We start from the raw sequence: 23,296 nt of genomic DNA, 5'->3' as shown, positions 1-23,296 counted from the left end.
AAGCGACTCTAGAAAAAGAAAGTTGACTCATATGTCCCTTCTCCACCGAACGATCAAACTGATGCTCGCCACCTGCCTAGCGGCTTGGCTAGCAAAAACTTTAGGATTAGCTTATTCAGTCTCTGCTGGTATTATTGCTCTTTTGAGTGTTAGCGATACTCGCAGGAGTACAGTCAAACTAGCTAGAGACCGCTTTTTATCGACCATATTGGCGCTGGCTATTGGAAGCTTAGCCTTTCGCTTTCTAGGTTTTAATCTCGGAGCATTGGCCCTCTATATCGCAATCTACGTTCCCCTAGCTTTTCAACTCGGGTGGGAAATTGGCATTACCCCCAGCACCGTTCTGGTCAGCCATCTGCTCTTAGAAAAATCCACCTCCTGGTCACTCCTTAGCAATGAGCTTGCTCTATTTCTCATTGGAACTGGCTTTGCTCTTTTAGCCAATCTCTACATGCCCTCGCGTCAAGAGGAGATTAACAGCTATCATGAGCAAGTGGAAGAACAACTGAAAAAGATTCTCCTTCGTTTTGAATACTTTTTAAAATCAGGGGACGGACGAAACGACGCGACCCTAATAAAAGAGCTTGATACAACTCTAGAACAAGCCTTGAATCTGGTCTACTTGGACCGCTCTAACCATCTCTTTCATCAAACCAACTACCATATCCACTATTTTGAAATGCGAAGAGCTCAGAATCGTATCTTGCTGGATATGGCCAGTAATATCAATACCTGTCGCCTAGCAGCTAGCGAAAGCTTCATATTGGCTAAACTCTTTTTAAAAACAGCCAAACAGTTAAGTCAAGAAAATCCAGGTCATGATTTACTGGATGAAATCGAGGAATATCTGGCTGTCTTTCGAAAACGGCCACTTCCTAAGACTCGTCAGGAATTTGAAACCCGCGCTACGCTCCTTCAGCTCCTGCGGAACTTGGAGACCTTTATTGAGTTAAAGGTTGATTTTTATAGGAATTATCAAGAAGAAAGGAACTAACTCTTTCTACACAAAATAAAGAAGGAACCAAAAAAATTTGGTTCCTTTTTTACATTAAGAAAGTAGTTTATTCTTTTAAGTGATAAGAATAGCTTGCGACTACAACATCTTCGTACCACTTTAGATAATATTTCAATTTTAAACTCATTTGATTATGAAGGATATTTTGCCAGCTCTTTTTCGGGATAAACTGAGGAACCAAGACTGTCACTGTCCTTCCTTCTTTTTTAGCCCGCTTTGCTACCTTGATCACATACTGAACTGTTGGAGTAATAATATTGCGGTAGCTAGTCGTAATAGTCTCAAATCGAATATCAGGGAAGTAGTCAGCAAATTCCTCTGCGACTTCAGCATCCTTTTTAGCAGTTTCAGTTGTTGAGACGTGCATTGCGACGACATCGTCGCCAATACTGCGAGCATAGCTCATTGCTCCAACACTAACTCTGGTGACATTTCCGACTAGCACAATTACTGTATTGCCTGTGTAATTCTGACGCTCGATATGTTCTTCTAATCTCAGCTGTCTTGCGACCCTGTTGTAGTGCTGTTTAATAGCTAAGAACAGCCAGGTCAAGACAATGATAATTGGAAAGAAGGGCCAAATATCTCGCAGACGGAATAAAAGTAAAATAAGAACAATCCCGTAACAAATAACAGCACCAAGGATATTCGCAATTGAATGCTTCAAGAAATCTTTTCCAAACTTTTTCTTCCAATGGACAACCATACCAGTTTGAGAGAGGGCGAAGGGCACAAATACACCAATGGTATACAGTGGGATCAAACGCTCTGTATTCCCCTTAAAAATCCACAAGAGAGCAATAGCCCCAAAGGCCAATGTAAAAATCCCGTTTGAATAGCTGAGTCGATCCCCCTTTTCCATGTACATATGTGGCATATATTTATTCTTAGCCATATTGTAGGAAAGCACCGGAAAAGCTGAGAATCCTGTATTAGCCGCAACTGCCAAGATCAAAGCTGTTGACAATTGAAAAACGTAGAATAAGATACGACCAAGTGGAGAACTTCCCAAGATTGCCTGAGCCATCTGTGCCAAGGTGGTTACACCTTTGACAGGCACGATTCCAATCCAATAGTTTAAGAAAGTGATTCCTGCAAACATGATCCCTAGGATTAAAGCCATGATTGATAGGGTTCTTGCAGCATTGTGAGCCTTTGGCTTCTTGAAAAAGGGAACTGAATTAGATATGGCTTCCACTCCAGTCAAGGAAGCTGAACCACTGGTAAATGCTCGGAGCAACAAGATCAAACTTACTCCAGTAATAGAAGTGCCAATATGAGCAGTTGCGTGATATTCCAAGTTTCCTGTCATGATTTGCAAAAAACCAAAACCAATCAACAGTAACGTGCTGACAATAAAAAGATAGACAGGAATCATTAAGGAAGTCGCTGATTCTTTTAGCCCTCGTAAATTCATTAGCATCAATAAGAGGACTAGCAAGACCGAGATATGTAGGTTGTAAGGGTGTAAGATAGGAATCGCTGAGGTAATGGCATCCGCTCCAGAAGCAACTGAAACAGCTACAGTCAACATATAGTCTACCAGTAAACTTCCACCCGCAATTAAGCCTGCTGTTGGAGAAAGATTTTCTGTCGTTACCATATAAGCTCCTCCTCCTTGAGGGTAAGCATGGATAACCTGACGATAAGAAATGGTTAAACTCGCTAATAAAACCAATACGACAATTCCTATGGGAAGTGACCACCAAATCGCTCCGACAGACACAGAAGTTAAGACCAGAACAACCTGCTCTGGTCCATAAGCGATGGAAGATAAGGCGTCACTAGAGAGCATAGCCAAGGCCTGTAGTTTTGTCAATAAATGACCATCCTCTCCTTCTTTACCGGATTTTAATGGGCGTCCAATAAAAAATCCTTTTAACTTGGAAAACATAAGTTCCTCCTCAATTAAAAAATAAGGGCTATTCTACTCTTTTTTAGAAAACATGTCAACAGTTTTCTGAAATTTTTCGAGTTTTAAACAATTTTTCTTTGTTCAACAGCGTTAGCTAGTAGCAATTAGAAGGTTGTGAAAAATGCTCTCTCATCCTATCCCTAAGGATAAAAAGTGAATAATTCAAGCTCATATTCTCCAAAGTCCATCAACCATTACTTATAGGAAAGGCCACCTCAACTATGATCCCGACCTATCAAGTATGGATTATAAGATCTGATATGATAGAAAAAACCGAGCATGGATGTCCAAGCTCGTTTTTGATAACTAAATTTTCTTCATTGTAGAAAACATTAATAAACTGTCTTTTCAGTTTCTTTATCGAAGAAGTGCGCCTTGTTCAAGTCAAAGCCAAGGTCAATTCCTTCACCTGTTTGCAAGTAGTCACGTGCATCTACTTTTGCGATAAATTCGTTTTTACCAACTTGGCAGTACAAGTGAGACTCTGAACCAAGCAACTCTGATACAGAGATTGTTGCGTGTACTACTGAGTCAGGGAAAGTTTCAAGGAAAGCAGGTTCTGTATTGATATCTTCTGGACGGATACCAAAAATCAATTCTTTACCTTCGTAGCCTTTTTCTTTCAGAACCTTCAAGATCCCTTCTGGCACTTTCAATCTCACACCTTCAGTAACAATCTCGTTGCCTTCAAGCTTCACATTGATGAAGTTCATAGCTGGGCTTCCGATAAAGCCAGCGACAAATTTATTGACTGGGTGTTTGTAAAGTTCTTGTGGTGTACCAACTTGCTCTACGCGACCAATTGTACCAGTTCCTGATGGGTTCTTAGTTGCTGACATGATAACGATACGGTCAGCCAAAGTCATCGCTTCTGTTTGGTCGTGTGTTACGTAGATAGTTGTTGCTCCGATACGACGGTGGATTTTAGCGATTTCAGCACGCATGGATACACGAAGTTTTGCATCCAAGTTTGACAAAGGCTCGTCCATCAAGAATACTTTTGCATCGCGGACAATAGCACGTCCCATGGCAACACGTTGACGTTGACCACCAGAAAGGTCAGCTGGTTTACGGTCCAAGAATTCTTTCAATCCAAGAATTTCAGCAGCTTCTTGAACACGTTTGTCGATATCTTCTTTGCTGTATTTACGCAATTTCAAACCAAAGGCCATGTTGTCGTATACAGTCATGTGAGGGTAAAGGGCATAGTTTTGGAAAACCATGGCAATATCACGGTCTTTTGGTGCCACATCGTTAACCACTCGACCATCGATTGAACATTCACCTTCTGTGATGTCTTCAAGTCCAGCAATCATACGAAGAGTTGTAGACTTACCACATCCTGAAGGTCCTACAAATACGATAAATTCTTTGTCTTGAATTTCTAAGTTGAAATCTTCAACAGAATAGTGTTCACTATTTGGATATTTCTTGTAAATATTTTTTAGATTTAATTCTACCATGATAGGCTCCTTTTAAATTTATACTCTTATTATATTTGAAAGCGTTTTACAATGCTATGGCAAACTGCCTAAAATAAAAAAAATGTTTTGTGCAGCCTGCACAAAACATCAAAATAAATCTTTCAAAATGATATGGTAACAGAGTGATAAATCCGTCAACTCTTTTAACTGCAAGCCTGTCAACTCCTCCCACTTATCCAAGCGATATTGGAGAGTATTCCTGTGAATATAAAGTTGCTGAGCTGCCTTGGTCACAACTGCTCCATTTTCCCACAAGGCTAAGATAATCTCGGTTAATTGCTCTTGTCCCTCTATAAGCTGATGCAGTTTCTTCTTCAGAGGAAGAAGAGTGTCCTTAGCCTCGTCTAAGCCCCATAAGAAGAGCTGTGAGAAAGGTAAAACCAAAGACTGCTGATAGCGATTCAACCATTGAGTGAAGAGGCTGTTCTCAGCTTGATAGAGTTGTGGCAACTCGTCTTTCACCGATCTGGGCCAGACTTGTCCAATCAAAACAGCCAAACGCAGGTTAAAGTCATATTCAACAGCTGACAAGACATCCCTCAGCAAATCTTTAACAGCCAATTGTTGCCCCTGATCAAGAACAAAAATATAGTCTTGCGGGCTAGTCTGAAAATATGCGATTTTATTGGTCAAAAGAGTTCGCATCATGTCTAGCCAAGCCGAAATAGATTCTGTCTCATAATGAAAAAGGTGGCAATGAATAAACTGTAGCGCCTCAACCTCATGAGGTAGTGTTTCTTCGGACTCAGATACTAAATACCTATACCAAGGATTTTGTGAAAAAACGGACTCTTTTTCTGTCAGCAGAGCAAGCAGTTGCTGTTCTCGATCTGTTAAATCTTCTGTCGCCAAAACTAGCCAATGTTGCTGATCAAGACGAAGCGAGACTTTCTGGCTATCTTGACTGGGTTTATCTTGTAGACTAGCCTTTGGAAACAAAGCCAGCAATTCATTTGATTTCATGAGTAGCTTCCTCCACTCGTTTGATGCACCAGTCAATTAATCCTTCCAAGCGTTCGATTTCTTCCGTCATATGCAGGTAGCCCATGACCGCTTCAAATCCTGTAGACATACGGTAAGTAACAATATCCGCATTCTTAGCCTTGGTGTGGCTGTTGGCATTGCGGCCACGTTTGTAGATATCCTCTTCCTTCTCCGTCAGAATCCCTTCTTCCAGCATGAGAGAGATGAGATTGGCCTGAGCCTTGGCAGAAACATACTTGGTCGCTTCCCTGTGCAGCTGATTGGGCTTAGTGAGTCCCTGAAAAATCAGGTGCCGCCGGATATACATGGAGTAGACAGCATCTCCCTCAAAGGCGAGAGCGATACCGTTAATCAGGTTGACATCAGTCACGTGTCCACCTCACTCCGTCCTTAGTATCCAAAAGCTTGATGCCCTGAGCGGCCAAGTCATCCCGAATACGGTCTGCAGTCGCAAAGTCACGATTGGCACGCGCTACTTGGCGCTCCTCAATCAAGCGCTCAATGTCTGCGTCTAGGACTTCTTCTACAAAAACAATACCAAAAACTTCTAAGAGATTGGCAAATGCTTCCTTAACTTCAGCGGTGTAATTGCCAGAATTGATCCACTTGGCTAACTCGAAGACAACCGTGATACCATTGGCTGCATTGAAATCTTCGTTCATAGCAGCGGTGAATTTATCCAGAAAGGCTTGCAGCTGATTAGAGTCTGCCTGACCAGTGAAAGGCTGCTCATAGGTATTCTTCAAATATTTGAGATTGGTTGCTGCATCATGAACAGCTTTTTCTGTGAAATTAATCGGCTTACGATAATGCTGGGTAGCAAAGAAGAAACGCAGCACCTGACCATCAATGGTCTTGAGGGCATCGTGAACAGTGATAAAATTACCTAAAGACTTGGACATCTTAACATCATCAATGTTGACAAAGCCATTATGCATCCAGTAGTTGGCAAAAGTCTGACCAGTCTTGGCCTCTGACTGGGCGATTTCATTGGTATGGTGAGGAAACTCCAAGTCTGCTCCTCCACCGTGGATATCAATAGTATCACCCAAAATCTCCGTCGACATGACCGAACACTCGATGTGCCAGCCTGGGCGACCTGTTCCCCAAGGACTGTCCCAAGAAATTTCTCCTGGTTTAGCAGCCTTCCAAAGGGCAAAGTCGACTGGATTTTCCTTACGAGCAGTCTCCTCATCTGTCCGACCAGAAGCACCCAACTCCAAGTCTGCCAAAGTTTTGTTGGCTAGTTTGGCATAATTGTGAGACTTTTCCACGCGGAAGTAGACATCGCCCTCTGACTCATAGGCGTAGCCTTTGTCAACCAAGTCCTCAACAAAACGGATGATGTCAGCCATAAACTCCACCACCCGCGGATGACGAGTCGCAGGTTTTACACCCAGAGCTGAGACATCCTCACGAAAAGCTGCGATATACTTATCAGCCACTTCTTTTGGTGTAATGCCTTCTTCCTTGGCGCGATGGATAATCTTATCATCTACATCTGTAAAATTGGAAATATAATTGACCTCAAATCCCCGATACTCAAAATAGCGACGAACTGTGTCAAAAGCTACTGTTGAGCGGGCATTGCCGACATGGATATAGTTATAAACCGTCGGACCGCAGACATACATGCGAACCTTGCCCTCTTCAATGGGCACAAATTCACGTAGGCTGCGGGTCATGGTGTCGTAAATTTTAATCATGCGGTCCACTCCCTTCTCTATTTCTGACTTTTTCGGCTGAAAACCAGCTCTGCAAAAGGGCCAAATTGTCTGAGGCTATCCAGTTGGTAAAAGCGCTGCCCTTCCTCTTGGGTAAAGAGGGGAACCCCCTTTCCTAGGATAAGGGGCGCTATCTGAATAATGAGGTGGTCGAAAAGATCCGCATCCAAGAGCGGTCCTACCAAGGAATTACCACCAATCACAAAGACATTTTTGCCTTTGTCAATCTGGTGAACAAAGTCCACCACATCCCCAGCTACTGGCTGGTAATTGCTGACAGGCAGGTGCCTATCATGCGTAAAGACATAGTTTTCCGTAGCTTTATAAAAACTTTCTACATCTTGCAAATCTTGGATTTCCTCAAAGGTCCGCTTGCCCATGATGGTGATATCCATTTGCCTGTAAAAGTCATCATAGCCTGTATCCTCTACAGAACCAAGCTGATGCAGCCAGTCTATCCTGTGTTGGCTGTCTGCCAAGTAGCCATCCATGGTGATACAGCCGTAAAAATATACTGCCATTCTTGTAGTTACCTTTCTAGTTCCTTTGCTATTGTCAAAGCGATAGTGAAAAAAGTCATGGCATCAGCTGTCCGCTCTTCATGGCGGGCATCCCAGGTTCGGTTATGATGATCCACATAGTCAGCTGTGTAGAAGAATTGATAGACCTTGCTCTTGCGAAATTGACTCCAAGCCATGATAGCTGAAGCTTCCATATCCACCACTTGTGCACCAGCAGCCAAGCGACGCTTGACCTTATCAGGCGTTTCTCGATAAAAGGCATCAGTCGTCCAAGACTTGGTGCGGATATGCTCAACATTGTGCTTGTCAAAGATGGCTTCTAGCTTAACTAACAGAGACTCGTCATAGGCGACTTCGTCACCCGGTGGGGCATAGTGATAGCTTGTTCCTTCATCTCGCAATGCAGCCGCAGGCAGGATAATTTTATCCGCCTCAATTGAGTGGTCCAAAACGCCACAGGAACCTAGAATGATGAAATTCGTGAAGCCTCTGGCCGCTAACTCCTCCAGTTGGCCAACTATCATGGGAGCCCCAATTGGAGCCAACATAACTGCTAGCTTGCTAGGTCCTTGGCCATAAATATACCATGGATGCTGGCCGTTTATGCTTTTCAAATAGCCTCCCTGATAGACTTCCTCTGACTCGACCAGACGTTTCAGAATTTCGCCATTAAAGGACAGGATGATGGTTTCGCATACCTCACCCTTGTCATGGACTGGCTTTTCAGTTGGCTCAATAACTGCTGCTACATCTTCAAATTCCTCTAATAGCATAACTTCTCTTTCTTTAAGGCTCCAGCAAATCCGCCTTCATTTTATTTAGACGGCGCAGTTTGGTCTCATCTTTTTTGGCTTCACTGATATAATGAGTCCATTCTCGCTGGTGGCTAGGTGGCAGTTTGTTAAAGCGCTCCTTAGCAAGACCATCCAAGTGTTCTTGTAACTCAAGGACTGCCTGATTCATAATTTCATCTGATAAATCTGACATGTCGGTTCCTCCTGTCATAATCCACTTCGATAACTTTGCTACCCTTTCCTAGAGACTTGACGAATGGTGGCTGGCTTCACGGGCATGCTCTAACTTGTCTAGATAGTATTCCCGTTTCTCCTCTACTTCGTGAATGGTTGGCTCATCTTTCTCACCGTGAACACGGACAATCTTCGCTGGAACTCCGACCACTGTCACATCACTAGGCACATCAGATACAACTACTGCACCCGCCCCAACTTTGGCTTTCTCACCTATTTCAATAGGGCCAATCACCTGAGCGTGGGCCGAAATCAGCGCCCCTTTTCGGACAGTCGGATGACGTTTGCCCGTATCTTTTCCTGTACCACCTAAGGTAACACCGTGGTAAAGCATGGCTCCCTTCTCCACAACAGCTGTCTCTCCAATCACTAGGCCACTGCCGTGGTCAATAAAGACACCTGATTCAATCTGGGCTCCAGGATGAATCTCTATCTGAGTCCAAAAGCGCCAGAATTGACTGTGCATTCGTGCTAATAGCTTGAAATTATGCTTCCACAAAAAATGAGAAAGACGATGAGCTGCCAAGGCTTTAATCCCTGGATAAGTCAAGAGAACCTCTAGGGAATTTCGAGCTGCTGGATCATTTTCTTTTACAATATCAATGGTTTCTTTCCACCACCCCATCTTCTTCTCCTTTCATGATGTAAAAAACAAGGGAGCTGGCCCAAGAATTGCAACGCAACTGAGCCCTACTACTCCTTGTTTGTCTTTTATTCTTCTGTTTGAGCAAGAGGTGCTTCTTCATGTTTCTTATGAGGATGCCCCTTACCATGATGCTTATCATGGTGCTTGTCTGATTTTTCAGGTTTAGGTGGACGTGGCAAGAGAGCTTTCATGGAAGCATCTACCCGACCTTTGGCATCAATCTTGATAACCTTGACATCTACTTCATCACCGATTTGTACGACATCTTCGACATTGTTGGTCCGAGTCCAAGCCAGCTCTGAAATGTGAACCAGTGCATCCGTCTTGTCAAAGAGATTGACAAAGGCACCGAATTTCTCAATCCGAACAACCTTAGCATGGTAAACTTCATCCACTTTTGCTTCACGGACCAAGCCAGCAATGATTTCCTTAGCACGATTGATGGCGTCTTGGTCGCTAGAGTAGATGGACACATTTCCTTCTTCATCAATGTCAATCTTAACACCAGTCTCAGCGATAATCTTGTCGATGGTTTCCCCACCTTTTCCGATGACAATCTTGATCTTGTCCACATCAATCTTGATGGTGTCGATTTTCGGAGCAGTTGGAGCCAACTCAGGACGTGGAGCTGGAATTGTCGCTTCAATCAAGTCCAGAATTTCAAAGCGGGCTTTCTTAGCCTGAGCCAGAGCTTCTGTCAGGATCTCCGCTGTAATTCCTTCAATCTTGATATCCATCTGCAGGGCGGTAATACCTTCACGAGTACCAGCTACCTTAAAGTCCATATCTCCAAAGTGGTCTTCCAAACCTTGAATGTCCGTCAGAACCGTGTAGTTGCTGCCATCTGAAATCAAGCCCATAGCAATACCAGCAACCGGAGCCTTAATCGGCACACCACCGGCCATCAGAGCCAAAGTGCCCGCACAGATAGAGGCCTGTGAGGAAGAACCGTTTGATTCCAAGACTTCTGCTACCAGACGGATAGCGTAAGGAAACTCTTCCAAGCTAGGCAAGACTTGCTCCAAGGCACGTTCCCCAAGAGCACCGTGTCCAATTTCACGACGACCAGGAGCACCATAACGGCCTGTCTCCCCGACAGAGTATTGCGGGAAATTATAGTGGTGCATGAAGCGTTTCTTGTATTCCGGATCCAAGCCGTCAACGATTTGCGTTTCGCCCATTGGTGCCAGAGTCAGGACAGACAAGGCTTGGGTTTGCCCACGAGTAAAGAGACCAGAACCATGCACGCGCGGCAGGTAATCCACTTCCGCATCCAGCGGACGGATTTCATCAACCTTACGACCATCAGGACGGACCTTATCTTCGGTAATCAAACGCCGCACTTCTGCATGCTCCATTTGCTCCAAGATTTCAGCCACATCACGCATGATACGGTCGAATTCTTCGTGGTCTACATATTTTTCTTCATAAACTGCTGTGACTTGGTCTTTGACAGCCTGAGTTGCGGCTTCACGCGCCAGCTTTTCTTCTACCTGAACAGCCTTTTGCAAGTCACTGTTGTAGGCTGCGACAATCTCTGCCTGCAGCTCTTCATCAACATGCAACAATTCTACTTCTGCTTTTTCCTTGCCGACTGCTGCGACAATTTCTTCCTGGAAGGCAATCAATTCTTTGACCGCTTCATGCCCTTTGAGAAGAGCTTTCAGCATGACATCTTCAGACAGCTCCTTGGCTCCAGATTCTACCATGTTGATAGCCTCTTTGGTACCAGCCACTGTCAGTTCCAAAAGCGAAACTTCTTTTTGTTCCTTGCTAGGGTTGATGATAAATTCACCATCTACATAGCCGACTTGAACCCCTGCAATAGGCCCATTAAAAGGAATATCTGAGATAGAAAGAGCCAGAGAGCTACCGAACATAGCAGCCATTTGAGGCGAAGCATCTTCGTCATAAGAAAGAACAGTATTGATAACCTGAACTTCATTGCGGAAACCTTCCGCAAACATAGGGCGAATCGGACGGTCAATCAAGCGGGCGGTCAAAGTCGCATCTGTTGACGGACGACCTTCGCGCTTGTTAAAGCCGCCAGGATATTTCCCAGCTGCATACATTTTTTCCTCATAGTTGACCTGCAATGGGAAAAAGTCACCAGTAGCCATCTTTTTGGACATGGTTGCCGCAGTTAAAACGGTACTTTCTCCATATCGAACAACGGCGCTGCCATTTGCCTGCTTTGCAACCTGACCGGTTTCAACTACCAGCTCACGACCTGCAAAAACGGTTTTAAAAACTTGTTTTGTCATAAAGACTCCTTGCCGAGCACATGCTCAAATTTTTTCATACGTCTTGGCTACAAAGATCAAGATACTAAGACCGTCAAAAGCAAAGTAAAAATAGGAAACTGGCAAAGTCTTCGATGTAGACAAGACAGTTTATCTTTTTTACACAGCTTTTAGGTCGTGTTCAGTTCATCAAGATACTAAGAGCTTAAGCAACTCAAAGGAAAATAGTAAAGCGAACGACGGAGCGACTGCTCCTAGATAGATTTATCTTTTTCCACAGAGTTGTAGGCGTGTTCAATTATCAAGATATTAAGACCGCTAAAAGCAAAGTAAAAATAGGAAACTGGCGAGGTCTTCGATGTAGACAAGACAGTTTATCTTTTTTACACAGCTTTTAGGGCTGTTCAGTTCATAAAGATGCTAAAGGGCGGTTCAGCTTAGCTTTAATTCCACGGCCTTAGTAGCTTATTATATCCTCATCTTTGTATCAAGCACGTATAGACCTTATTTTACCACAATTTCAGGCAAAAGAAAAAGTCTGGAAATGGCTTTTTTCTATAAAAGTACTGAAAATCTATTTTTCTTTTCTATAGCTGATTATAGTTAGCTATTGGAATTCGTTTTTTCCCTTTCGATTCGTCAAATAAGATGGCGGTATAGCCTTCATTCACTTTTCAAAGCGAACTTCTTGCTTTATAATAAATACAGTGATTCATTTCAAACATGTAAAGGAGACAATCGTGCCAAATCATCAAACAGTTGAAAAGAAAGATTTTTTCTCGCTCCTTGCGACAGCCTTAGTCTGCTTTGCAGGCATCTTATCTGAAACCAGTATGAATGTAACCTTCCCGCATCTAAGTAAGGTCTTTGGGTTAGGATTGGGAACACTGCAATGGATTACGACAGGGTATTTGTTAGCAGTGGCTATTACAATTACTTTAGGAGCGACCCTAGCCCACAATTGGAAAGAGAGAACCATCCTCTTTACCGCTTTGGCCAACTTTTGCGTGGGAACTCTGATTGCCATGTTGGCTTCAAGCTTTCCCATCTTGATGGTAGGGAGAATCCTGCAAGGAGGAGCTACTGGATTAGCTATCCCTTTGCTCTTTAACTTAATTGTTGAGCGTGTTCCTAAGCAAAAAATTGGAACCTACATGGGCTTGTCTGGGATGGTGGTCAGCCTAGCACCAGCAATTGGGCCGACTTACGGTGGTTTTATGATTAGTCGTTTTGACTGGCATATGATTTATACCTTTATTCTTCCTGTCCCAATCATTTCCTTTATTCTTGGCTTTTTCTTTCTAAGAAATTCAGAGAAGTCTAGGAAACGCGCCTTTGATCTTCTCTCATTTTTCCTCTTAGCAAGCTCACTCGTCTTTGCCATTGTAGCTATCTCTAGCTTAGAAGAAGGACATATCGATTGGCTCTATCTTGTTCTCTGCGTAGTGCCATTATCTTGCTTTATCTATCGGAGCTTGAAGATTGAACATCCATTCTTAGATATTCGTATCTTAAAGCAACTAACAGTCTTATTGGCTATTTTACCCTTCTTCATTTTCCAGTTTATCAACCTATCGGCTAATTTTCTGATTCCCAACTTCCTAGTCATAGAAAAAGACATTTCAACAGCTCAGGCAGGCTTCGCACTGCTTCCAGGAACCATGCTCGGAGCCTTCCTCTCTCCTGTCTTTGGCAAACTCTATGATAGAAATGGTCCGAAACCAACCCTTTTTACAGGAAATTCTCTTCTTTTCCTTGCTGTATTCTTGCTCCTTATCTTCACAAAAGAACTCACCTTAACAGCTGTTATTGCGATTTATATTTGCTTTACCTTGGGTCGAAACATGGCCTTTAATAACACACTTGCCCTAGCAACGACTCAAGTTGATAAAGAAAAAACTGCAGATACGACTGCGCTCTTTCAGCTGGCCCAGACCTTTGCGGGCGCTATAGGTACTGCAGTCACAGCTGTCATCGCTAATCAAGCTCCCAATATGACAAAAGGAACTCAAAACGTCTTCACTCTTTTATTGGGCCTGGTTATCTTCGTCTTCTTGTCTTATCTACTGCTTTTTAAAAAGATTGCTGCAAAGAAACATTGACTTTTATCCTTGACCTGATAAACATCTAAAAAATACTGACTTATCCTTCTCCTCCAAAGACATTTTGGGGGATTTTTTGCTATACTATTTCTATATATGACAAAAGGAGTATACTATGGAACAAAAACATCGTTCTGAATTTCCGGAAAATGAACTCTGGGACCTAACAGCCCTTTACCAAGACCAAGAGGACTTCCTGCGGGCCATCGAAAAGGCCAGAGAGGATATCAAAAAATTCGTCCGTGATTACCAAGGCAAGCTCAGCACTTTCGAAGATTTTGAGCGAGCATTTGCTGAGTTAGAGCAGATTTATATCCAAATCAGCCATATCGGCAACTACGGCTTCATGCCACAGACCACTGACTTCGGTGATGAGAGCTTTGCGCAGATTGCCCAAGCAGCTATGGAGTTTGAGACAGAGGCCAATGTCGCACTCAGCTTCTTTGACGACGCCCTAGTCGGTGCGGATGAAGCTGTATTAGAAAAACTGGGCCAAGAGCCCCATCTGACTTCAGCTATCCGCCAGGCTAAAATCAAAAAAGCCCACTATCTGGGAGCGGATGTCGAAAAAGCCTTGACTAATCTGGGCGAAGTCTTCTACAGTCCACAGGATATTTACACTAAGATGCGGGCTGGCGACTTTGCTATGGATGACTTCGAAGTGGATGGCAAAGTTTACAAAAATAGCTTTGTCACCTATGAGAATTTCTACCAAAACCATGAAAACGCAGAAATTCGCGAAAAATCTTTCCGCTCTTTCTCTGAAGGCCTTCGTAAGCACCAAAATGCCGCTGCAGCTGCCTATCTGGCTCAGGTCAAGTCTGAAAAACTGCTAGCTGACATGAAAGGCTATGACTCTGTCTTTGACTACTTACTGGCAGAACAAGAAGTTGATCGCTCTATGTTTGACCGGCAGATTGACTTGATCATGAGCGAATTTGCTCCAGTTGCTCAGAAATACCTCAAGCATGTCGCTAAGGTAAACGGACTTGAAAAAATGACCTTTGCCGACTGGAAGCTGGACTTGGACAGCGAGCTCAATCCTGAAGTCAGCATTGACGATGCCTATGACCTCGTCATGAAATCAGTCGAGCCTCTCGGACAAGAGTATTGTCAAGAAGTTGCCCGCTACAAGGAAGAACGTTGGGTCGACTTTGCGGCCAATGCCGGAAAGGACTCTGGAGGCTATGCTGCGGATCCTTATCGGGTTCACCCTTATGTCCTCATGAGCTGGACTGGTCGCATGAGTGATGTCTATACACTGATTCACGAAATTGGCCACTCTGGTCAGTTTATCTTCTCTGACAATCACCAAAGCTATTTCAACGCCCATATGTCCACCTACTACGTGGAAGCACCGTCTACCTTTAATGAGCTCCTGCTCAGCGATTATCTGGAGCGCCAATTTGATAACCCTCGCCAAAAACGATTTGCCCTGGCTCACCGTCTGACGGATACTTACTTCCACAACTTCATCACCCACTTGCTGGAAGCTGCCTTCCAACGCAAGGTCTATACTTTGATTGAAGAAGGCGGAACCTTTGGCGCAAGCAAACTCAACGCTATCATGAAAGAAGTCTTGACGGACTTCTGGGGCGATGCCGTTGAGATTGACGACGACGCTGCCCTGACTTGGATGCGTCAAGCCCACTACTACATGGGACTCTACAGCTATACTTACTCCGCAGGTCTGGTCATCTCTACTGCTGGCTACCTACATTTGAAAAATGACGAAAATGGTGCCCGTGACTGGCTGGAGCTACTCAAATCAGGCGGCAGCAAGACTCCGCTTGAGTCAGCTATGATTATCGGAGCAGATATTTCGACAGACAAACCACTCCGTGACACCATTCAATTCTTGTCAGATACAGTTGATCAGATTATTGCTTACAGCGAGGAGTTGGGAGAGTAAGACTATATATTTAGAATCAGACTTGGATTATTCATCTGGGTCTGATTTTTAGTTCTTTTAAAGAACAAAATCAAATCTATATTTTAAAATTTTACAAAAATATCTATTGAAAACGCTTCCTTTTTGTGATATGATGTCCTTGGATACATATCCGAAGGGAGAAAAATTATGAAAAAATGGTTATTTTTAACAGCTTTGACTGCACTACTGCTTGGAGCTTGCTCAACAGAGAATGAGGTTTCCCAAGAAAACACCGATAAACAGATAGGCTTCGTTCAAAAAGAGGATAAAAATAGTTTAGAGAAAGCGGAAAAAGAAAAATTAGAGAAAGAGAAAAAAGAAAAAGAAGAACAGGAAAAAGAGAAAAAGACTGAAGCAGAAAGAAAACTACGAGAAGAAGAGGAAAGAAAAAAACAAGAAGAAGAGAGGAAGGCTCGCGAAGAACAAGAAAGAAGAGAGGCGGAAGCCAAACAAATTGTAGAGCAAGCAGAGGCAACTGTTCAACAACTAGAAAACAATCAAGTTCAAGACTACGTTGCTCCAGCTCAAGCTGCAGTTGAGCGTGTTGCTGATGAAAATATAAAGTCTAAATTGGTATATCGTATTGGGCTTGTCCAAAATGCGATTAATATTAGGGCCCAACAAGCTGCAGAAGCTGAACAAGCACGCCAAGCTGCAGAAAGACAAGCTACAGAAAATCAGATAGTAGAACAGCAAGAATCAGTAGCTGCCGGTGGATATTTTAAAGATTATAGAGGCAGATGGCATCGTCCCAACGGTCAATACGCTTCAAAAAAGGAAATAGCAAATGCAGGGTTGGCATGGTAACATTAGATCTGCTCAGTATCCATCAGGCAATATGTATATGCTTAACCACTCCGTGACACCATCCAATTCTTGTCCGACACAGTTGATCAGATTATCGCCTATAGCGAAGAGTTGGGGGAATAAATGAAGAGTAAACTCGCTATAAAATATTGCTTTTCGGTTATTAATCATTCTTGAAATTGGCTTATCTGTAGCCATTTTCAAGAAGACCGTTGAAGTTCGTGATGTTAGAACTGAACTTGCTATATAGTTACTACTGAAAAAATTTGATGGTTAAATAATATAAAGTCATCTACGGATGGCTTTTTGATAAGTTACTAGAAATGTAGAGGTGCTAAGGATGTATCAAGAATTACAACGAAAAGTGACAGAAGAAAGACCAAGCTATAGCCAAGAAGAAATCCAGTGGTTACTGAAGCATTTGGGAGATCCCTCACCAGAAATTCGCGACGACCTCGTTTTTATAAGCTTGGCTAGAGGGATTCAAGAAGAGCTATTTACAGAGAAACAATTCCATTTCATTGTTGAGGAAATTTTATCTGATGGAGGACTAGAGAAAGAGATTGATAAGATAGGGTTGCCAACACTTGAACGTTCTTTTAGGGCACTTATTTATGCAAATCTCCTGTCTGCAGATGCCAATCAGCAATCGATTTTTTATCAGGAATTAAAAGGAGAAATTCGCAATATCATTTTAAACCAAGGCTTGCACTATCTTTCAAAAGAAAAGGATACAACAGGTTTTTCAAGTCAATATGGTTGGGTTCACGCTTTTGCGCATGGTGCTGATCTCTTGACAGAGGTAGTTTGTCATCCAGAATTTCCTAAAAACAGAGTTCATGAAGTAATTGACATACTTGACCAACTATTTAAAAGAATTTCGATTCGTTTTACAAACGATGAGGATTGGCGTTTAGCAAGAGTACTTTATGAACCCATTTTACAAGGAAAGTTAGAGCAAGAACAAGTAGTTTCTTGGATAAAAGCTATTGATTTTACGTTAGAAGAGACTGAAGATTTTTATAAATTTTCCAACTTCAGATCCTGTCTGTTGGAAGTTTATGTCCAACTTGATCAAAGAAACATTTTACAAAATGAGTTGAGAAAAGTTATTCAATCTTTTCAATGCTAAGGATAAGCTAGTTGTTTTATGATTTTCAAAAAAATTTCAAGTCACTTTTCTTGAATCCGATTGCTTCTTTTGATAGACTAGTGCTTAGTTTTAGAAAAAGGAGACAGAAAATGAAAAAGTTCTTTGCTGAATTAATTGGTACATTCATGCTTGTATTTGTAGGAACAGGCGCAGTTGTTTTTGGTAATGGTGTAGAGGGCCTTGGTCATCTTGGAATTGCCCTTGCCTTTGGTTTGTCAATCGTTGCTGCTGCTTACTCTATCGGTACGATTTCCGGAGCTCACCTTAATCCTGCAGTATCTATTGCTATGTTTGCAAACAAGCGTTTGTCGTCTAAGGATCTTGTGAACTACATCCTTGCACAAGTTCTTGGGGCTTTTATTGCTTCAGCGACAGTATACTTCCTCTTGGCTAATTCAGGTATGCCAACTGCCAGCCTAGGTGAAAATGCCTTGGCAAATGGTGTAACTATCTTTGGTGGCTTCTTATTTGAAGTCATTGCAACCTTCTTGTTTGTCTTGGTTATCATGACCGTGACTTCTTCAAGCAAGGGCAACAGCTCAATCGCTGGCCTCGTAATTGCCTTGACTTTGGTAGTGATGATCTTGGTTGGTCTCAATATCACAGGCCTTTCAGTTAACCCAGCTCGTAGCTTGGCACCAGCTCTTCTTGTAGGTGGTGTAGCCTTGCAACAAGTTTGGATCTTCATCTTAGCACCAATTGTTGGTGGCCTTCTTGCAGCAGTCGTTGCCAAAAACCTTCTTGGAACGGAAGAATAATTGAAAATAAAAAGAGCCTTGCTCCTTATCTTGAGGAACAAGGCTTTTTCTTTAAATATTAAAATACACTCCCATTTTACTTACGGGAGTGTATTGATTTTAACTCAATTCAGCAACGATAGCTTTGATTTGTTCTGCAGTGTGCACACCTGCAACTTGTTTAACCACTTGGCCATCTTTTTTAAATAGAAGTGTTGGAATAGACATAATTCCAAAAGAACGAGCTGTCAGTGGATTTTCATCCACATCTATTTTGACAATTTTGAGTTTATCTTCTGAAAGTTCTTCTGACAGTCTATCTAAGACTGGTCCTTGCATTCGACAAGGTCCACACCATGTTGCCCAAAAATCAACTAAAACTAAGCCAGCCTTTGTTTCTTGCTCAAATGTTGCATCTGTAATTGCTTTTACCATTATTTTTATCTCCTTTTAATCAAACTTTGTCAAATCCTGCTTCATCAGGAAAAAGAATACATCGCCATAAGTCCCATGATAATCCAAATCGTGCCCATTATAGGTCAGTTTCTGAACCGGATAATAATCCGCAACCCCAATCAAGCAGGCCTGCTGAGACTGTTCAAATGCTTGATAGGACTCAAAGGTCATCTTCCGCTCTTGCTTGACAGCATCCAAATAAGTAATTTCAATCATAACTTCTCCTTTTTCAAATTACTCTTGTAATTTTTTATTTTATGATTATATTGTAACTATCTTTATTACATCTGTCAAATAAAACGACTCAGAGAAATTCATTCACTTTTAAAGTTACTCACCGATTGACTGACAAACAAAAAAAGCCTCCCATCGGGAGACCTTTCCATAGAAATAAGAAAAAACAGGCTCAATGCCCCTTGTGCTTTTCCAATCGTTTTTGCTGTTTGAGTTCGAATTTCCTTTGCTTAGCCAGTTCTTTCTGTTGCTTGCGTCTGACTTGAGCGAGTTTCTTTTGCTCTTCTAATTGCAATTTCAGCGCTTCCTGAGACTTTGAAGACCGTGAAGCCATCTGCTCTTTTTTAGCCTGTCTTTGCAAGCGTTTGGGACTGATAGACTTAGTCTTCTCCTTCACCCTGATGCTAGGACTAAACTGCAACCGATGATAATAACGGTTTAGAAAGTCCAACAATTCCTGCGTGCTAGGCTCTGCACCAAAGGTGACTCGGCAAACTCTATAAGATTGAGCATGTTCCTGCTCGAAAAGACCATGCCAAAAGCCCTCTTCAAAATAAACTGTCAGCGTCATTGGAATCTTATCCATGACAGCACCTCCTTTAAAAATCCCTAAGAATGGACAACCAAGGAGGAAGGTTACTGACAAAAATAGACTTTTTGCGTCTGGACTACCAACCAGAACTGTGTTTTTATCTTAGTAGCTACAGTCTAGCAAGATTTTCTAAAAAATTCAAGATTATCGGAATCTCGCCGAGATGACTAAATTGGATTTTCTTGCATGAAATCTAGAAAAGTCAAAAACAAGAACTCTCTCTCCTTGTAAAATAACTTCATTTCCGCTATAATACTACAAATACTGAAAGGAGAGAACTATGAAGTATATTTGGGCTTTCTTAGCAACCTTGTGCTTGGTTGGACTAGGTCTTTTCTTCTGGCACTCCCAGATCAAACCAATTCATACTCCTCCTAAGCGCGAAAGTACACAAACAGCTTCTAGTGAGAAGAGTGACAAGCAACCGACTCCGACAGAAGATATCGTGTCTGAAGACTATAGTGTTTCATACGACGACAAGCAGCTATACGGAAAGATTACTGCTCCTCGTGACTACAAGAGTAAAAAATTACCGACTATTGTTATTGCACATGGATTAAACAACACCCTTAAGCAATATGAAATGTACAGCCAGCTGTTGGCAAAGCAAGGTTATCTGGTTTACAGCTTTGATTTCTACGGCGGTAGCCGCCAATCGAAGAGTGGTGGGCAAGATATGCTGAATATGTCGGTCAAGACCGAACTCACAGACTTGACCCAAGTCATGGAAAAGCTGAGTTCCGAGGCCTTTGTAGATAAAAGTAAAATGAGCTTATTCGGTGCTAGCCAAGGTGGAGTCGTCGCCAGTCTCTATGCTGCTGCTTATCCGGACCGCGTACACAAACTCCTGCTTATCTTTCCAGCTTTTGTTCTTTTTGACGATGCCAAAGAAACTTATCGTGAGCTAGGAAGTCCCAACTTTGATCAACTTCCAGATAGCCTGACACATCACAATGCTACTCTGGGGAAGATTTATCTAATTGATGCTTTAGGTATCGATATCCAATCTGAGCTGGCCAAAATTACAGCTCTGACTCTGATTATCCATGGCACTGATGATGCAGTCGTTCCCTACCAGTATGCGGTCGAAGCCAGTCAGACCATTCCAAATGCTAAGCTGGTCACTGTAGAAGGTGGAGAGCATGGCATTGACGAAAGATTTGCTATCACTGCCGCTCCAGCAATCCAAAAATTCTTGAAAGAGTAAATCTTCTTATAAAAAAGTTCTTCTAAGGGATAGAAGGACTTTTATCTGTAGAATTAGAAAATTCAGCTTAGAAAACGATATTTGAAGATCTTAAAACGAATTAAGGGGAAAGGCGAATAATCGTGCTCCGAAACCCAGAAAACTGTTTTGAGCTCGGGCTAAAATCCTAGTGAAAATAAAAAATCTCCCCGAAGGGAGAAAATCTGGTTTATTTTAGCTTACAGTGCTAGGAACCGTAACCGAAGATAATACTTGAGTATATTGAGGTAGGGTGACGGAACAGAAAAAGCTCCCTGAAGTCAGAGAGCCAATTTGAGCTCGGGCTAAAATCCATGAAAAAAGCTACCCAATTTAGAGTAGCTTCATTATCAAGATGTGCTCAATTGAACACGGCCTAAGTGAGTTGATAAAACAAAAAAGCCCTCTGAATCCAGAGAGCCATTTTGAGCTCGGGCTAAAATCCATGAAAAAAGCTACCCAATTTAGAGTAGCTTCATTATCAAGATATGCACAATTGAACACGGCCTAAGCACTTTGCAAAAAAGATAAAATCTCCTAGAAACTGAAGTTCCTTCGTCAATTTTCCTATTTTTGCTTTGTGCTTTTGACGGCCTTTGTATCTTGAATTAGCGACGAAGTCCAAGAGAGTTGATCAACTCACGGTAACGGTTAACGTCGTTTTTACGCAAGTATGCAAGCAAGTTACGACGGCGACCGATTTTCTTCATCAATCCACGGTAAGTAGCGTGGTCTTTTTTGTGTTGTTTGATGTGTTCGTTAAGGTGGTTGATTTCCCAAGTAAGGACAGCAACTTGAACCTCTACTGAACCTGTATCACCTTCGTGACGCGCATATTGTGCAATGATTTCATTTTTTTTCTCTTTTGAGATTGCCATGATATACTCCTTTTCTTTACGCTTCATCCGAGTGGCAGGTTTGGCATGGCCTGCAACCAAGAAGAAGTTATTTGTCTTTACGACATTCTTATTCTACCAAGAAGGACCAGCTTTGTCAAATCATCCTACTTTAAATCGTCTTGGTCATTGATTAATCAACCCTAGCCACATAGTTTCCGGAAATTAGCTAAAAAAGAAGTGCTTTGCCTATTGCAGCACTTCTTTTTTTATTCATCAGTTGCAGCATCATATAGAGTCAGAACAGTCTGGTCTTCTTGACCTTCATTTGCAAAACGAATAGATGGCTGGTTTGTTAAAGGAGAGATGATTCCTATAGCAACCTTATAGCCCTTATCCTTACTCATCAGATCAGAAGTCGAAAGTGAGACTTCAAGCTCTTCCTCTTTATCTGGTAGAAGCTTGGTTAAATCAAGAGAAAGTTTCTTAGTTTCTACAATCTCCCCTGATTTATCAAGAACATAAATCTTAGTGTCCCAATTCCGATAAAAAGGAGCTACTCCTTTGTTTGCTAAAGTAAGAGTAAGCTTGGTTTCATCACCTTGTGACTTCAAGGACGCTGAAGGAACCCAGAATCTATAACCCATGTTTTTCAAGACTTCGTTATAGCCCGTATCATCCTTCTCATCAAGTACCTCAGCAATCTTAGGTCCCAAGAAGCTTGTATGCGATTGTTGAACTTCTTTAATCGTTTGTTCTAAATTATTCTTGAGAATGTTTTTCATGCTCACTGCACTAGTAAACTCACCACCAATCGGAGCAGTTTGCCAGGCGTCAGGCATCGCTACAAGGCCATCCTTCGCTTCTTCCTGGTCATAGTCACCACCAGATTTTATCCAATCGAGCCAAACCTTTGTGCTTTCTTTCTCTCCGACCATATCATTATAAAGGCCGAAGCCATGCTTCTTAGCAGCAACAAAAGGGCGACGCATTAAAATATTGGCTTTGGGAAAAGCTTGAGTCCATGGAGTGATAAATTTTTCACGGATTGCTGCTTCTGGTAATTTTCTGATGTTCGCCTCATCATTAACGTGCCATTCTCCCCAATGGCCGAGAACTCCAAGCTGAATAAAGGCAATTTGCCCACTTTTTGCCCAGCGTTCTCCCATGGCAGCAACAGCTTTTTGATAATAAGAAATCAAGGTTTTATCTGAATAATTAGGAGAAAAGCCTTTTCCATAGTCAGACTCGTAACGATCCCCTGGATCAGACATTTCTTTTATGAGCCAAGAAGGAATATCTTCATGAGAAGTATTTGAAGGATAGTCTAAGACAAAGCGTAGAACAATGTACTTTCCTTCCTTTTTCCAGCGTTTCATCTGGTTGCTTTCTTCTATCTTGTCCCAATCATATACACCCTTTTGGGCTTCCAATTCTTTCCAAGTGACATCCATATATACCAGTTGAACATCGTCCGAAAGCTCTGATTCCTCTGCTGATGGCGCATAGCCCATCAAGGGATTTGGAATTGCCTCTTCAGAGTAGGTAAAAGTACGGTTTGCTTGTTTTTTATTATTCAAGGAACTTAAGAAAAAACTACCAAAAATCGTGGCTACTACTAAAATAATTAAACTGTATCGCAACTTTTTATTCATTCCATT

Annotated in this window: 22 protein-coding genes; 7 read left to right on the top strand and 15 right to left on the bottom strand. The window is 42.3% G+C overall.

The window, feature by feature from the left end:
- Nucleotides 1-31: 31 nt before the first annotated feature.
- Nucleotides 32-994, top strand: coding sequence for an aromatic acid exporter family protein (locus PCY09_RS05700; protein ID WP_125396936.1), 963 nt, complete (start codon nucleotides 32-34; stop codon nucleotides 992-994).
- Nucleotides 995-1,061: 67 nt separating this feature from the next.
- Here PCY09_RS05700 and PCY09_RS05695 read toward each other — a convergent pair whose 3' ends face one another.
- The 10 genes from PCY09_RS05695 to pnp form a co-directional block, all read right to left on the bottom strand.
- Nucleotides 1,062-2,909, bottom strand: coding sequence for an APC family permease (locus PCY09_RS05695; protein ID WP_125396852.1), 1,848 nt, complete (start codon nucleotides 2,907-2,909; stop codon nucleotides 1,062-1,064).
- A gap of 353 nt (nucleotides 2,910-3,262) precedes the next feature.
- Nucleotides 3,263-4,393, bottom strand: coding sequence for an ABC transporter ATP-binding protein (locus PCY09_RS05690; protein ID WP_053794156.1), 1,131 nt, complete (start codon nucleotides 4,391-4,393; stop codon nucleotides 3,263-3,265).
- Between the two features lie 108 nt (nucleotides 4,394-4,501).
- Entirely contained in the window at nucleotides 4,502-5,377 is an 876-nt protein-coding gene (locus PCY09_RS05685; protein WP_125396851.1) for a helix-turn-helix domain-containing protein, read from the bottom strand.
- On the bottom strand, nucleotides 5,364-5,768 hold the full coding sequence (locus tag PCY09_RS05680) for a Mini-ribonuclease 3 (RefSeq protein ID WP_061594938.1): 405 nt from the start codon (nucleotides 5,766-5,768) through the stop codon (nucleotides 5,364-5,366). Before PCY09_RS05680 ends, PCY09_RS05685 begins: the two co-directional genes overlap by 14 nt.
- A complete protein-coding gene (gene cysS, locus PCY09_RS05675; RefSeq protein ID WP_125396850.1) occupies nucleotides 5,761-7,104 on the bottom strand; it encodes a cysteine--tRNA ligase in 1,344 nt (447 codons plus the stop codon). Before cysS ends, PCY09_RS05680 begins: the two co-directional genes overlap by 8 nt.
- 17 nt (nucleotides 7,105-7,121) lie before the next feature.
- Entirely contained in the window at nucleotides 7,122-7,643 is a 522-nt protein-coding gene (locus tag PCY09_RS05670) for a dihydrofolate reductase family protein (protein ID WP_045634343.1), read from the bottom strand.
- Nucleotides 7,644-7,651: 8 nt separating this feature from the next.
- Nucleotides 7,652-8,416 carry a nucleoside phosphorylase gene (locus tag PCY09_RS05665; RefSeq protein WP_045634344.1) on the bottom strand — a complete coding sequence of 255 codons (765 nt, stop codon included), beginning with the start codon at nucleotides 8,414-8,416 and terminating at the stop codon, nucleotides 7,652-7,654.
- Nucleotides 8,417-8,429: 13 nt separating this feature from the next.
- Nucleotides 8,430-8,648 carry a YdeI/OmpD-associated family protein gene (locus tag PCY09_RS05660; protein WP_045634345.1) on the bottom strand — a complete coding sequence of 73 codons (219 nt, stop codon included), beginning with the start codon at nucleotides 8,646-8,648 and terminating at the stop codon, nucleotides 8,430-8,432.
- 30 nt (nucleotides 8,649-8,678) lie between these two features.
- Complete coding sequence (cysE, locus tag PCY09_RS05655) at nucleotides 8,679-9,296, bottom strand: serine O-acetyltransferase (RefSeq protein ID WP_045634346.1); 618 nt, start codon at nucleotides 9,294-9,296, stop codon at nucleotides 8,679-8,681.
- Between the two features lie 86 nt (nucleotides 9,297-9,382).
- On the bottom strand, nucleotides 9,383-11,581 hold the full coding sequence (gene pnp, locus PCY09_RS05650) for a polyribonucleotide nucleotidyltransferase (RefSeq protein ID WP_125396849.1): 2,199 nt from the start codon (nucleotides 11,579-11,581) through the stop codon (nucleotides 9,383-9,385).
- 719 nt (nucleotides 11,582-12,300) lie between these two features.
- Here pnp and PCY09_RS05645 point away from each other — a divergent pair.
- The 5 genes from PCY09_RS05645 (at nucleotide 12,301) to PCY09_RS05625 (ending at nucleotide 18,313) form a co-directional block, all read left to right on the top strand.
- Nucleotides 12,301-13,662 (top strand): MFS transporter, encoded by a 1,362-nt coding sequence (locus PCY09_RS05645; RefSeq protein ID WP_061596148.1) that lies wholly within the window; start codon nucleotides 12,301-12,303, stop codon nucleotides 13,660-13,662.
- 115 nt (nucleotides 13,663-13,777) lie between these two features.
- The gene (gene pepF / locus PCY09_RS05640; RefSeq protein WP_061601568.1) at nucleotides 13,778-15,574 is read left to right on the top strand and encodes an oligoendopeptidase F; all 1,797 of its coding nucleotides are present in this window, start codon (nucleotides 13,778-13,780) and stop codon (nucleotides 15,572-15,574) included.
- 168 nt (nucleotides 15,575-15,742) lie between these two features.
- A complete protein-coding gene (locus PCY09_RS05635) occupies nucleotides 15,743-16,402 on the top strand; it encodes a hypothetical protein (protein WP_125396848.1) in 660 nt (219 codons plus the stop codon).
- A gap of 340 nt (nucleotides 16,403-16,742) precedes the next feature.
- Nucleotides 16,743-17,534 (top strand): DUF2785 domain-containing protein, encoded by a 792-nt coding sequence (locus PCY09_RS05630; protein ID WP_045634353.1) that lies wholly within the window; start codon nucleotides 16,743-16,745, stop codon nucleotides 17,532-17,534.
- A 110-nt stretch (nucleotides 17,535-17,644) separates the two neighbouring features.
- Nucleotides 17,645-18,313, top strand: coding sequence for an MIP/aquaporin family protein (locus PCY09_RS05625; RefSeq protein ID WP_008808357.1), 669 nt, complete (start codon nucleotides 17,645-17,647; stop codon nucleotides 18,311-18,313).
- A 99-nt stretch (nucleotides 18,314-18,412) separates the two neighbouring features.
- Here the strand turns inward: PCY09_RS05625 and trxA are convergent, their stop codons facing one another.
- From trxA to PCY09_RS05610, 3 genes are all read right to left on the bottom strand, one after another.
- Nucleotides 18,413-18,727: a thioredoxin gene (gene trxA, locus PCY09_RS05620; protein WP_045634354.1), complete on the bottom strand. Its 315-nt coding sequence runs from the start codon at nucleotides 18,725-18,727 to the stop codon at nucleotides 18,413-18,415.
- 15 nt (nucleotides 18,728-18,742) lie between these two features.
- Complete coding sequence (locus PCY09_RS05615) at nucleotides 18,743-18,964, bottom strand: DUF4649 family protein (RefSeq protein WP_008808355.1); 222 nt, start codon at nucleotides 18,962-18,964, stop codon at nucleotides 18,743-18,745.
- 190 nt (nucleotides 18,965-19,154) lie between these two features.
- Nucleotides 19,155-19,568 carry a YjdF family protein gene (locus PCY09_RS05610; RefSeq protein ID WP_125396847.1) on the bottom strand — a complete coding sequence of 138 codons (414 nt, stop codon included), beginning with the start codon at nucleotides 19,566-19,568 and terminating at the stop codon, nucleotides 19,155-19,157.
- Between the two features lie 286 nt (nucleotides 19,569-19,854).
- Between PCY09_RS05610 and PCY09_RS05605 the strand changes: the two genes are divergently transcribed.
- Nucleotides 19,855-20,781, top strand: coding sequence for a S9 family peptidase (locus PCY09_RS05605; RefSeq protein ID WP_227250350.1), 927 nt, complete (start codon nucleotides 19,855-19,857; stop codon nucleotides 20,779-20,781).
- Between the two features lie 626 nt (nucleotides 20,782-21,407).
- Here PCY09_RS05605 and rpsO read toward each other — a convergent pair.
- Both rpsO and PCY09_RS05595 read right to left on the bottom strand, forming a co-directional pair.
- On the bottom strand, nucleotides 21,408-21,677 hold the full coding sequence (rpsO, locus tag PCY09_RS05600; protein WP_001018251.1) for a 30S ribosomal protein S15: 270 nt from the start codon (nucleotides 21,675-21,677) through the stop codon (nucleotides 21,408-21,410).
- Between the two features lie 227 nt (nucleotides 21,678-21,904).
- Entirely contained in the window at nucleotides 21,905-23,290 is a 1,386-nt protein-coding gene (locus PCY09_RS05595) for a DUF4832 domain-containing protein (protein ID WP_045634570.1), read from the bottom strand.
- Nucleotides 23,291-23,296: the final 6 nt, after the last annotated feature.

This window comes from Streptococcus sp. SG2 (genome assembly GCF_030439925.1).
Classification (GTDB): Bacteria; Bacillota; Bacilli; order Lactobacillales; family Streptococcaceae; genus Streptococcus; species Streptococcus gordonii.
This window is presented reverse-complemented; position numbering and strand designations above follow the sequence as displayed.

Excerpts from the sequence above, each read along its gene's own strand:
- PCY09_RS05665 (WP_045634344.1), bottom strand. The coding sequence starts at position 8,416 with ATGCTATTAGAGGAATTTGAAGATGTAGCAGCAGTTATTGAGCCAACT.
- PCY09_RS05605 (WP_227250350.1), top strand. The coding sequence starts at position 19,855 with ATGAAGTATATTTGGGCTTTCTTAGCAACCTTGTGCTTGGTTGGACTA.
- PCY09_RS05670 (WP_045634343.1), bottom strand. The coding sequence starts at position 7,643 with ATGGCAGTATATTTTTACGGCTGTATCACCATGGATGGCTACTTGGCA.
- PCY09_RS05695 (WP_125396852.1), bottom strand. The coding sequence starts at position 2,909 with ATGTTTTCCAAGTTAAAAGGATTTTTTATTGGACGCCCATTAAAATCC.
- PCY09_RS05625 (WP_008808357.1), top strand. The coding sequence starts at position 17,645 with ATGAAAAAGTTCTTTGCTGAATTAATTGGTACATTCATGCTTGTATTT.
- PCY09_RS05610 (WP_125396847.1), bottom strand. The coding sequence starts at position 19,568 with ATGGATAAGATTCCAATGACGCTGACAGTTTATTTTGAAGAGGGCTTT.
- cysS (WP_125396850.1), bottom strand. The coding sequence starts at position 7,104 with ATGATTAAAATTTACGACACCATGACCCGCAGCCTACGTGAATTTGTG.
- PCY09_RS05660 (WP_045634345.1), bottom strand. The coding sequence starts at position 8,648 with ATGACAGGAGGAACCGACATGTCAGATTTATCAGATGAAATTATGAAT.
- pepF (WP_061601568.1), top strand. The coding sequence starts at position 13,778 with ATGGAACAAAAACATCGTTCTGAATTTCCGGAAAATGAACTCTGGGAC.
- PCY09_RS05615 (WP_008808355.1), bottom strand. The coding sequence starts at position 18,964 with ATGATTGAAATTACTTATTTGGATGCTGTCAAGCAAGAGCGGAAGATG.
- PCY09_RS05595 (WP_045634570.1), bottom strand. The coding sequence starts at position 23,290 with ATGAATAAAAAGTTGCGATACAGTTTAATTATTTTAGTAGTAGCCACG.
- PCY09_RS05700 (WP_125396936.1), top strand. The coding sequence starts at position 32 with ATGTCCCTTCTCCACCGAACGATCAAACTGATGCTCGCCACCTGCCTA.
- PCY09_RS05630 (WP_045634353.1), top strand. The coding sequence starts at position 16,743 with ATGTATCAAGAATTACAACGAAAAGTGACAGAAGAAAGACCAAGCTAT.
- trxA (WP_045634354.1), bottom strand. The coding sequence starts at position 18,727 with ATGGTAAAAGCAATTACAGATGCAACATTTGAGCAAGAAACAAAGGCT.
- rpsO (WP_001018251.1), bottom strand. The coding sequence starts at position 21,677 with ATGGCAATCTCAAAAGAGAAAAAAAATGAAATCATTGCACAATATGCG.
- PCY09_RS05690 (WP_053794156.1), bottom strand. The coding sequence starts at position 4,393 with ATGGTAGAATTAAATCTAAAAAATATTTACAAGAAATATCCAAATAGT.
- cysE (WP_045634346.1), bottom strand. The coding sequence starts at position 9,296 with ATGGGGTGGTGGAAAGAAACCATTGATATTGTAAAAGAAAATGATCCA.
- pnp (WP_125396849.1), bottom strand. The coding sequence starts at position 11,581 with ATGACAAAACAAGTTTTTAAAACCGTTTTTGCAGGTCGTGAGCTGGTA.
- PCY09_RS05685 (WP_125396851.1), bottom strand. The coding sequence starts at position 5,377 with ATGAAATCAAATGAATTGCTGGCTTTGTTTCCAAAGGCTAGTCTACAA.
- PCY09_RS05635 (WP_125396848.1), top strand. The coding sequence starts at position 15,743 with ATGAAAAAATGGTTATTTTTAACAGCTTTGACTGCACTACTGCTTGGA.